Source organism: Vibrio sp. 2134-1, assembly GCF_033339495.1.
Map to the genome: position 1 here is coordinate 1 of NZ_JAWOUS010000249.1, position 847 is coordinate 847.

The 847-nt window shown below is 48.2% G+C and carries 1 protein-coding gene; it reads right to left on the reverse strand.

What is annotated here, in order from left to right:
- On the reverse strand, positions 1-728 hold a 728-nt coding region (locus R7R78_RS25260), incomplete at its 3' end, for a tRNA-dihydrouridine synthase (protein ID WP_225474516.1).
- Positions 729-847: the final 119 nt, after the last annotated feature.

An 847-nucleotide genomic window follows, 5' to 3' on the forward strand; every position in this document is an offset into this window, starting at 1 on the left:
GGCGTGTGGTTGTGTTTTACCATGTTACCTAGGTTAGGAATGTTGAACGCACCACGGCACACCATCAGAGAGTCGACACCAGTGGTTCCAATGCAACGTTGACCATCTTCGAAATTCCAGATTTCACCATTGGCAATCAAAGGGATGGAGAATCGCTCGCGAATTTTATTGATGTATTCCCACTTGATTTCAGATGCTTTATAACCGCCTTGCTTAGTACGTGCGTGAACGGTCAGTTCATTCGCTCCCGCAGATTGAATCGCATCCACGATTTCAAAACAGTCTTCAGGGTTTTCCCAGCCCAGACGAATTTTTGCGGAGACAGGGATATTCGCAGGCACTGCGTTACGGCATGCTTTTACCACGCTATGAATCAACTCAGGATGCTGCAATAGCGCCGCACCTCCTTTGCTTTTGTTGACCATTTTTGCTGGGCAACCAAAATTTAGGTCGATGCCGCGCGCGCCAAGCTCTGCTGCTCGGGTTGCGTTTTCCGCCATCCAGTGTGGCTCTTGACCTAGTAGTTGAACATGTACAGGCACACCAGAAGTGGTCTGAGAGCCTTGCATAAGCTCCGGACATAAGCGATGAAAGACATGGTCTGGCAGGACTTGATCGATCACTCGAACGAACTCCGTCACACACAGATCATAGTCGTTTATTTCGGTCAGGATTTGGCGCATCAAATGGTCTAAAACGCCTTCCATTGGGCCTAATACAACTCGCATAGTTTGCCTAATACAGTTTGGTGGTAAAAAGGAGGGCGATTGTAGCGATGTCGGCTAAGTTTGTCATTAAAAGACTCGGCGCTGGTGCCAACTGGCATCTCACTTGTATTGGAGTATAA